The organism is Jatrophihabitans sp. (genome assembly GCF_035474675.1).
Lineage (GTDB): Bacteria > Actinomycetota > Actinomycetes > Mycobacteriales > Jatrophihabitantaceae > Jatrophihabitans_A.
In genome coordinates this window covers 19,855-29,111 of record NZ_DATINC010000160.1, presented here as the reverse complement: position 1 = coordinate 29,111, position 9,257 = coordinate 19,855, and the positions used below count along the sequence as shown (strand labels likewise).

At 74.0% G+C, this 9,257-nt stretch carries 9 protein-coding genes; 6 read left to right on the top strand and 3 right to left on the bottom strand.

Annotated features, from left to right (window positions below; all coding sequences use genetic code 11):
• Positions 1–941, top strand: a 941-nt coding sequence (locus VLJ82_RS18935; protein WP_408664919.1) for a (Fe-S)-binding protein, incomplete at its 5' end; no start/stop codon positions are given.
• A 30-nt stretch (positions 942–971) separates the two neighbouring features.
• Here VLJ82_RS18935 and VLJ82_RS18930 read toward each other — a convergent pair.
• The gene (locus VLJ82_RS18930; protein WP_408664920.1) at positions 972–1,688 is read right to left on the bottom strand and encodes a sulfite exporter TauE/SafE family protein; all 717 of its coding nucleotides are present in this window, start codon (positions 1,686–1,688) and stop codon (positions 972–974) included.
• 150 nt (positions 1,689–1,838) lie between these two features.
• Here VLJ82_RS18930 and VLJ82_RS18925 point away from each other — a divergent pair, with 150 nt between their 5' ends.
• Genes VLJ82_RS18925 through VLJ82_RS18910 form a run of 4 tightly spaced genes read left to right on the top strand, consistent with a single transcriptional unit; the run spans position 1,839 to position 6,439 of the window.
• Positions 1,839–3,755 (top strand): penicillin-binding transpeptidase domain-containing protein, encoded by a 1,917-nt coding sequence (locus tag VLJ82_RS18925; RefSeq protein ID WP_408664918.1) that lies wholly within the window; start codon positions 1,839–1,841, stop codon positions 3,753–3,755.
• Between the two features lie 17 nt (positions 3,756–3,772).
• Positions 3,773–4,222 (top strand): nitroreductase family deazaflavin-dependent oxidoreductase, encoded by a 450-nt coding sequence (locus tag VLJ82_RS18920; protein WP_408664917.1) that lies wholly within the window; start codon positions 3,773–3,775, stop codon positions 4,220–4,222.
• 58 nt (positions 4,223–4,280) lie between these two features.
• On the top strand, positions 4,281–5,060 hold the full coding sequence (locus VLJ82_RS18915; protein WP_408664916.1) for a response regulator transcription factor: 780 nt from the start codon (positions 4,281–4,283) through the stop codon (positions 5,058–5,060).
• Positions 5,057–6,439, top strand: a complete 1,383-nt coding sequence (locus VLJ82_RS18910) for a HAMP domain-containing sensor histidine kinase (RefSeq protein WP_408664915.1) — start codon at positions 5,057–5,059, stop codon at positions 6,437–6,439. The genes VLJ82_RS18915 and VLJ82_RS18910 overlap by 4 nt, the downstream gene beginning before the upstream one ends.
• Before the next feature lie 11 nt (positions 6,440–6,450).
• Here VLJ82_RS18910 and VLJ82_RS18905 read toward each other — a convergent pair whose 3' ends face one another.
• Positions 6,451–7,005 carry a hypothetical protein gene (locus tag VLJ82_RS18905; RefSeq protein WP_408664914.1) on the bottom strand — a complete coding sequence of 185 codons (555 nt, stop codon included), beginning with the start codon at positions 7,003–7,005 and terminating at the stop codon, positions 6,451–6,453.
• A 151-nt stretch (positions 7,006–7,156) separates the two neighbouring features.
• Here VLJ82_RS18905 and VLJ82_RS18900 point away from each other — a divergent pair, with 151 nt between their 5' ends.
• Positions 7,157–7,678 (top strand): GNAT family N-acetyltransferase, encoded by a 522-nt coding sequence (locus VLJ82_RS18900; RefSeq protein ID WP_408664913.1) that lies wholly within the window; start codon positions 7,157–7,159, stop codon positions 7,676–7,678.
• Here the strand turns inward: VLJ82_RS18900 and VLJ82_RS18895 are convergent.
• The gene (locus VLJ82_RS18895) at positions 7,644–9,164 is read right to left on the bottom strand and encodes a flavin-containing monooxygenase (RefSeq protein WP_408664912.1); all 1,521 of its coding nucleotides are present in this window, start codon (positions 9,162–9,164) and stop codon (positions 7,644–7,646) included. The genes VLJ82_RS18900 and VLJ82_RS18895 overlap by 35 nt on opposite strands.
• Positions 9,165–9,257 lie beyond the last annotated feature (93 nt).

Genomic DNA, 9,257 nt, shown 5'->3' with positions numbered 1-9,257 from the left:
CGTTCCCGTCCGAGGCCGGCAGCATGCTGCGCAACCTGGAGAACAAGGGCAACCCGTGGGGCCTGCCGGTCCGCAACCGGGAGGAGTGGACCGAGGGGCTGGGCTTCGAGGTTCGCCGGGTATCCCCCGGCCAGCCGCTGCCCGCCGAGGTCGAGTACCTGTTCTGGGTCGGCTGCGCCGGTGCCCTGGAGGACCGGTCCAAGAAGGTCACCCGGGCCTTCGCCGAGCTGCTGCACGTCGCCGGCGTGGAGTTCGCGATCCTCGGCTCGGAGGAGACCTGCAGCGGCGACCCGGCCCGCCGGCTCGGCAACGAGTTCGTGTTCCAGATGCTGGGAGCGGAGAACGTCGAGAAGCTCAACTCGATCAAGCCCGAGGGACGCCCGCTCAAGATCGTCGCCACCTGCCCGCACTGCTTCAACACCATCTCGAACGAGTACCCGCAGATCGGCGGCGAGTACGAGGTGGTGCACCACACCCAGCTGCTCGGCACGCTGGTCGCCGACGGCCGGCTCACCCCGGTCGAGCCGGTCGACAAGAAGGTCACCTACCACGACCCGTGCTACCTCGGGCGGCACAACAAGGTCTATACCCCGCCGCGGGAGGTGCTCGGCGCGATCCCGCAGCTGCGCTCGGCCGAGATGCACCGCTGCAAGGACCGCGGCTTCTGCTGCGGCGCCGGCGGTGCCCGGTTCTGGATGGAGGAGAAGATCGGCAAGCGGATCAACGTCGAGCGCACCGACGAGGCGCTGGGCCTGGATCCGGACGTGATCGGCACCGCCTGCCCGTTCTGCATGGTGATGCTGTCCGACGCGGTGACCGGCAAGAAGGCCGACGGCACCGCCGCCGACCACGTCCAGGTGCTCGACGTCGCCCAGATCCTGCAGCAGTCGATGCGCCGGCCGGCGGTGACCGGCCAGCCGGAGCCGGTGCCGGCCGACTGAGCCGACTGAGCCGGCTGAGCGGGCGGCCGCTCAGCTGAAGAACAGGAACTTGGTCAGCGCGGCCAGCCCGACCACCACGATGACCGCGCGCAACGCCGTCGGCGACAGCCGCCGCCCGACCACCGCGCCCAGCTGGCCGCCGACCGTGGAGCCGACCGCGATCAGCGCCACGTACACCCAGTTCGGGTGCGCCAGCAGGACGAACAGCAGCCCGGCGACCGCGTTCACCACGCCGGACAGCACGTTCTTCAGGCCGTTGACCCGCTGCAGGTTGTGGTCCAGCAGCGCGCCCATGATCGCGACCAGCAGCACGCCCTGGGCGGCCCCGAAGTAGCCGCCGTACACCCCGGTCAGCAGCACCAGCACCCACAGCAGCACCGGATGCCGGCCCTGCGAGGCGTGCTGCGCCGCCGGGTCGGTGCCGACGAAGCGCCGTGACAGCCGGGGCTGGGCGATCACCAGCGCCAGCGCCAGCACGATCAGCACCGGCACCACCGCCCGGAACACCCTGGCCGGCAGCACCAGCAGCAGCAACGCGCCGGCGATGCCGCCGAGCAGGGACGCCGACGCCAGCCGCAGCAGCCGACCGCGCTGGCCGGCCAGCTCCCGCCGGTAGCCGTAGGCCCCGCTGAACGTCCCGGGCACCAGGCCCACGGTGTTGCTGACGTTGGCGGTCACCGGTGGCACCCCCAGCGACAGCAGCACCGGGAAGGTGATCAGGGTGCCCGACCCGACCACGGTGTTCATGGTGCCGGCGGCGACACCGGCCAGCGCTACCACGCCGGCCGCCGCGATCCCAGTCACCCGGCCACCGTATCCGCAGCCGTCCGGTGGCCGGCCGGGCCGGGCGGCGCCGCGCCGCCACCCGCTCACAGGCGCCTTTGGTTGAATCGGGCCATGGCTCGCACCGCTGCGAAGAACCGGCCGCTGCCGGCCCTGGGGCTGGCCCTGGTACTGGTCGTGCTGGCCGTTACCGGGTGCGGGCACGCCAAGAAGGTGCCCGCCGAGCAACTGGCGGCCCAGGCCTACCTGGACGCCCTCGGCGATGCCGACAGCGCCACCGCCGGGCAGCGCACCACCGACCCGACCGCCGCGACGGCCGCGATCACCCGGAGCCTGACCGGGCTCGGGGACGGCGACAGTCCTCCCCGGGGCAGCCTGCGGGTCACCGGGCTCACCGACCGGCAGCCGGACTCGGCCACTGCCAGCTACGACGCCAGCTGGCAGCTGCCGGGGCTTAGCACGCCGTGGCGCTACACCGGCTCGCTGCCGGTGGTGAAGCAGGCCGACGGCTGGCGGGTCAGCTGGAAGGCCGGCGACATCCACCCGCAGCTGACCGACGAGTCGCACCTGGTGCTCGAGCGCACCCAGCCGGCCCGGGCCGCCCTGACCGACAACGCCGGCAAGCCGCTGTTAACGCCCACCCCGGTGGTCACCGTGGGCATCAACCCGGCGACCGTCCGGGACCTGCCGGATCTCGCCGCCCGGCTGGCCGCGGTGCCGGCGCTGCAGACCACCGCAGCTGAGATCACCAGTGCCGTCAAGGCCGCCGGCAAGGACCAGTTCGTTCCGGTCATCACGCTGCGCCGGCCGGCCTACGAGCAGGTCAAGCCGCAGATCTACGCCCTGCCCGGCACCCAGTTCCAGTCCGAGACCCGGCTGCTGCCGCCTTCGGCGGACTTCGCCAGGCCGCTGCTGGGCAGTATCGGGCCGGCCACCGCCGAGATCGTCGAAGCCTCCGCCGGCAAGGTCAGGGCCGGCGACACGGTCGGGCTGTCCGGCCTGCAGCAGGCGCTGGACGAACAGTTGCGTGGTACGCCCGGCGTCGAGGTGTACGCCGCCACCGATGCCGACGACGCGCCGGGCGCCAAGCTCGGCACGGTGACCTCGCCGGTCGCCGGCAAGCCGGTCCGGCTCACGCTCGACCGCGCCGTCCAGGCCGCCGCCGACGCCACCCTGGCGAACCAGGCCCTGCCGGCGGCGGTGGTGGCGGTGCAACCGTCCACCGGCAAGGTGCTGGCGGTGGCCAACAGCGCCAGCGCGCCGGGCGACATCGCGCTGACCGGCCAGTACCCGGCCGGCTCCACCTTCAAGATCGCCACCTACGCAGCGGCGCTGCAGAACGACCCGACGCTGGCCGCGAACACGCAAGTGGACTGCCCCGCCACCGTCACCGTGGACGGCCGGACCTTCGAGAACGAGAACCGGTTCGCCCACGGGAAGATCCCGCTGAGCGCCGCGTTCGGCTACTCCTGCAACACCACCGCCATCGCCTTCGGCACCCGGCTGCCGGCCGGCGCCCTGGCGAAGGCCGCCGCCAGCCTGGGGCTGGGTGCCGACTGGACGCTGCCGGTGCCGGCGTTCTCCGGCTCGCTGCCGGCCACCGCGTCCGGCACCGAGCAGGCGGCCGAGTCGATCGGCCAGGGCAAGGTGCTGGTCAGCCCGCTGCTGATGGCCTCGATGGCCGGCGCCGCCGCCACCGGGCGCCCGGTCGCGCCGTCGCTGGTCACCGGCAAGCAGGCCGACCCCGGGCCGGCGCTGGACGGCCGGGTGACCAGCACCCTGAACGAGCTGATGCGGGCCACCGTCGCGATGCCCGGCGCCACCGGGTACGCGGCGCTGCACGACCTGCCCGGCGAGATCCGCGGTAAGACCGGCACCGCGGAGTTCGGCACCGACGTCCCGCCCAAGAGCCACTCCTGGTTCGCCGGCGTGCGTGGCGACCTGGCCGTCGCGGTGTTCGTCTACGGCGGCGAGAACTCCACCACCGGGGCGGTGCCGCTGGCCAGGCAGTTCTTCACCGCCCTGGGCTGAGTTTGTACGGTGGATTCATGACCAACGATGCGCACGTCTACGACAGCCCCGAGGGCTGGGTCTCCGATCACATCCAGCGTTACGTCGAGACCGGCGGCCAGGAGGGACACGACTGGCACGGCGCGCCGACCCTGCTGCTGACCACCAAGGGCCGCAAGAGCGGCAAGCTGCGCCGCACCGCGCTGATCTACGGCCAGTCCGGCTCCTCCTACGTCGTGGTCGCCTCCAAGGGCGGTGACGACACCCATCCGGCCTGGTACCTGAACCTGACCGAGAACCCCGAGGTGGCCGTGCAGGTCGGCCCGGACGACTTCGTGGCGACCGCCCGGACGGTCGAGGAGTCGGAGAAGCCGGCGCTGTGGGAGCTGATGTGCCAGATCTGGCCCGCGTACCAGGAGTACCAGGCCAAGACCGACCGGCCGATCCCGGTGGTGGTGCTGGACCCGGTGCCCGCCGAAGGGTCCTGACCCCGGGTTGCGAAGCCAGGTACGGCTCGTACCTGATCCTGATCTTCCGGTGACCTCGATGAGGCCGGAAGCCTCGTACAGTTCGGCTGTGCCGACCGATGCGTCCAGCCGCGCGCCGCACCGTGGCCTGATCCTGGTCGTCGAGGACGAGCCGGTGATCGCCGAGCTGGTCCGGCTGAACCTGGCCGGCGCCGGGTACGGCGTCCGGATCGAACGCGACGGCGAGGCCGGCCTGGCGGCGGTCCGGCAGCACCGCCCGGCGGCGGTGATCCTGGACGTCGGGCTGCCTGGCATCGACGGCATCGAGGTGTGCCGGCGGCTGCGGGCCGGGCAGGACTGGACGCCCGTCCTGTTCGTGACCGCCCGCGACGACGAGGTGGACCGGATCGTCGGGCTGGAGCTCGGCGCCGACGACTACGTCACCAAGCCGTTCTCGCCGCGCGAGCTGGTCGCCCGGGTGACCTCGGTGCTGCGCCGTAGCCAGGGCCCGGCGGTCACCCCGGCGAGCCTGCAGGTCGGTGCGGTCCGGCTGGACCCGGCTGAGCGGCGGGTGCACGCCGGTGACCGGGAGGTCAGCCTGACCGCGACCGAGTTCGACCTGCTCGCCTACCTGATGCGCCGGCCCGGCCGGGTGTTCGGCCGCGAGCAGCTGCTCAGCGAGGTCTGGGGCTACTCCGCCGTCGCCGGCGCCCGCACCGTCGACGTGCACATCGCGCAGGTCCGGGCCAAGCTGCGCGAGGCCAGCCCGATCCGCACGGTCCGCGGCGTCGGCTACGCCGTCGAGGCGGGCCGGGCCGACGGTGCTGCGGCGCGCCAGGCCCAGACCCGAACCCGATGAGGCTGCCGGCCGGCACCCTCGCCCAGCGGATCTCGGCGCTGGCCGTCGGGGTGGCGGTGATCACCGCGCTGCTGGCCGGCGTGCTGGCGGTGAACCTGGTGCACCGGTCCAACGCCGCGGCCGCCCGCACCACCTTGGGCAACCTCGCCGACCTGGCCCGGGCGGCAGCCGACCAGGGACCGAACGCCGAGGCGGCCCAGCAGCGGGCCCGCGCGATGCTGCGCAGCCTCGGCATCCAGTCCGCCGCGATCGACAGCAGCGGCCGGGTCAGCACCGCGAGCCCGCTGCTGCGCGCCACGCTGAGCCCGGCCGACGTCCGGACGGTGCTGGCCACCGGCTCGCTGTCGGCACAGCGGCGGATCGAGGGGCACCGGGTGCTGATCGAGGCCCGCGGCACCCGGACCGGTGGCATCGTGCTGGCCCAGCGCCGGTCGGAGGCCACCGCGGCCGCCGACCGGACCGTCCGGCGGATCGTCTGGGCGCTGCTGGTCGCGGTGGGCATCGCCGCGCTGCTGGGGCTGCTGGTCGCGATCCGGATCTCCGGCCCGCTGCGCCGCACCGCCGACGCCGCCCACGCGCTGGCCGACGGCCGCCGGGACGTCGCGGTACTGGCCGAGGGCCCCGCCGAGGTGGCCGAGGTGGCCACGGCGGTCAACACCCTGGCGGCCGCGCTCTCGCACTCCGAGGCCCGCCAGCGGGAGTTCCTGCTGTCGGTGTCGCACGAGCTGCGCACCCCGCTCACCGCGATCACCGGGTATGCCGAGTCGCTGGCCGAGGGGGTGGTGCCCCCGGAGCAGGCGGCTGAGGTGGGTGCCGTGGTGCTGACCGAGTCCCGCCGGCTGGACCGGCTGGTGGCCGACCTGCTGGACCTGGCCCGGCTGGACGCCCAGGAGTTCCGGGTCGAGCTGTTCGACATCGACCTGGGGCAGCTGTGCCGGGACGCCGGCCGGGTGTGGTCCGGACGCTGCGCCACGGTCGGCGTCCGGTTCGAGCTGGAGCTGTCAGCCGGTCCGGGCACCGTCCGGACCGACCCGGGGCGGCTGCGGCAGGTGCTCGACGGGCTGCTGGAGAACGCGCTGCGGGTGACCCCGGCCGGCGCCCCGATCGTGCTGGCCGCCCGCACCGAGCCGGGGCCGGACGGCCGGGGGCTGGCGGTGGCCGAGGTGCGCGACGGCGGCCCGGGCCTGACCGAGGACGACCTCGCGGTGGCGTTCCAGCGCTCGGCGCTCTATCAGCGCTACCGGGGGGTGCGGCAGGTCGGCACCGGGCTGGGGCTGGCCATCGTGGCCGGCCTGGTCGGCCGGCTCGGTGGCACGGTGGAAGCGGGCCGCGCCCCGGAGGGCGGGGCCCGCTTCACGGTGCGGCTGCCGGCAGTGTGAGGCAGCCGGGGCTAGTCCACCCGGTCCACGATGTGCTCGGCGGTCAGGCTGCTGGTGCCGGTGCCGGCCACCGCGACCTGGTCGCCGGTGTGCACGTCGCCGATCGTGCCAGGCGTTCCGCCGCGTCCCTTGCCGTTGCCGGTCGCGGCCTTGCGCAGGTGGACCTTGGTGGAGCCGGTGACCGCGTAGGTCTGCGACACCCCGTCCAGCGCCTTCACGGTGATCGAGGTGGCCGACACCGCGGTGACCTCGCCGCGGATCGCGTCGTGGGTGACGAAGCTGCCCGGACTGCCCGGCTTGCGGGTGACCCACTGCGCGTGCAGGGCCCGTTCCAGCGCCCGGAGCCCGGGGCGGCCGGCCTTCGGGCCGTGGCCCGCCGGGCCCGGAGCCTGCGAGGCCCCGGGAGCCGGGTTGGCCGGAGCGGCGGCCAGCAACGCGGCCGAGCCGATCCGGTCCGGGCCGGCGGACACCGGCGAGACACCGCCGCCGGAGGCGGCCAGTGCCGCGGTGCCGGCACCGAGCACCACGGCCGCCGCCGAGGCCGCGTACACGATCTTGTTCCTCATTCCGATCTCCTTCACAACCCTGTCAGAAGTGGACCCTGATGACAGTGCCGCGTCAAGGTTTCCGCTCGGGCAGGGATATGTCAGGGTTGTGTTCGAACCGCGGCGTTCCCACTGGTCGGACCGTCGCGCGGGCGGGTTCTAGGCTGGCCGGGTGAGCTTTGAGCTGCACGTGGCGGCGCCCGCCGAGCTGGACGCCAGCACCCTGTACCGCGTCCTGCAGCTGCGGGTCGAGGTGTTCGTGGTCGAGCAGCAGTGCCCCTATCCCGAGCTGGACGGCCGCGACCTGCAGCCGGGCACCCGCTGGCTGTGGGCAACCGAAACCACCCGAGCCGATGGAGCGGCCCAAGCCGCTCAAGCCGCCGAGCCCGCCGACCAGCCCGGTGCCGTGCTGGCCACCCTGCGCATCCTGCGCGAGAACCCTGGCACCGCCCGGATCGGCCGGGTGGCCACCGCCCGGCAGGCCCGGGCCGGCGGGCTGGCCACCGAGCTGGTACGGCATGCCCTGCGGTTGCTGGACGACGAGGCGGCCGGCCAGCCGGGCGGGATCGCGGTGGTGCTGGACGCCCAGACCCCGCTGGCCGGCTGGTACCGCAGGTTCGGCTTCGAACCGGCCGGCGCGGAGTTCGTCGAGGACGGCATCAGCCACCTGCCGATGCGCCGTCCGCCGGCGTAGCCCGGTAGGCCGGCAGGTCGAAGCGCGCGGTGAGCCGGCGGAAGGCGTAGCTGGTGCGTGGCCACAGGGCCACGTTGCGGCCGGCGGCGTCGAGGTACCAGCTCCGGCAGCCGGTGCTCCACACCGTGCGCCGCATCCGCCGCTGCACGTCGCAGTCCCAGGCCTGCTCGGCGGCGGCATCCACCTCCACCGCGGCCAGCCCGTGCTGGCGCATCCGGCGCCAGGCGTCGACCAGGTAGGCCACCTGGGACTCGATCATGTAGATCATCGAGGAGTGCCCCAGGGTGGTGTTCGGCCCGACGAGGAAGAACAGGTTGGGAAAGCCCGGCACGGTGGCACCCTTGTAGCCCTGCATGCCGCGCTCGGCCCAGACCTGCGCCAGCGTCCGGCCGCCGGTACCGGTGATCAGCCGGGCGATCGGCTGCTCGGCGGCGGCGAAGCCGGTGGCCACGATCAGCACGTCGGCCGGCCGGGCCGTCCCGTCGGCGGTGACCACGGCGCCGGCAACGAGGTGCGAGATCGGCTCGGTCACCAGCTCGATGTGGTCGCGGGCCAGCGCCGGGTACCAGTCGCTGGAGATCAGCACCCGCTTGCAGCCGAGTGCGAAGTGCGGGCGCACCTTCTCACGCAGCGCCGGGTCGGCGATCGCCCGGCGGATGTTGGCCAGTGCCAGCCGGCTTGCCACCCAGCCCAGCCGGGGTGCGGCGACGAACATCGGCACCATCGCCTCCCGGCCCAGGTAGACCAGCCCGCGCAGCAGCCGCTGCAGGCCGGGAACCCGGCGCATCGCCAGCCTCTCCCACGCCCGGTAGCGCCGGTCGCGGCGCGGCAGCACCCACGGCGCGGTGCGCTGGTACACATCGAGCCGGGCCACCTGCCCGGCGATCGCCGGCACGATCTGGATCGCCGAGGCGCCGGTGCCGATCACCGCCACCCGCCGGCCGGCCAGCTGCTGGCGGTGGTCCCAGCGTGCCGAGTGGAACACCGCGCCGCCGAAGTCGGCAAGGCCCGGCAGGTCGGGCAGCTTCGGCTCCGACAGCGCGCCGGCCGCCGAGACCAGCAGGGTGGCCGCGACCGGGCCCGCGGAGGTCTCGATCCGCCACAGCGCCTGTTCGGCGTCCCAGCGGGCGCCGAGGAACTCCACGCCGAACCGGAACCGGTCCAGCACGCCGGAGCTCGCCGCCACCGTACGCAGGTAGTCCTGGATCTCCGGCTGGGACGAGAACGACCGGGACCAGCCCGGGTTCAGCGCGAAGGAGAAGGAATACAGCTGGGACGGCACGTCGCAGGTCGCGCCCGGGTAGGTGTTGTCCCGCCAGGTGCCGCCCACCTCGCTGCCCCGGTCGATACACAGGAAGTCCTGCTCGCCGTCGGCGGCCAGCGCGATGGCACAGCCCAGCCCGCCGAAGCCGGCGCCCACGATGAGCACCGCCACCCGGCCGGGCAGCGCGGCGGCGGCCTGCGGTGCTGCACCGGTGTCGATCACCAGCCGAGCGTAGGGCGTCACCGGCGCCGAAGGGCGTTGACGAGGTCCGGCCACCGAAAGGCACAGCTGGACGCAGCCGGCCGGCGGGGCGGT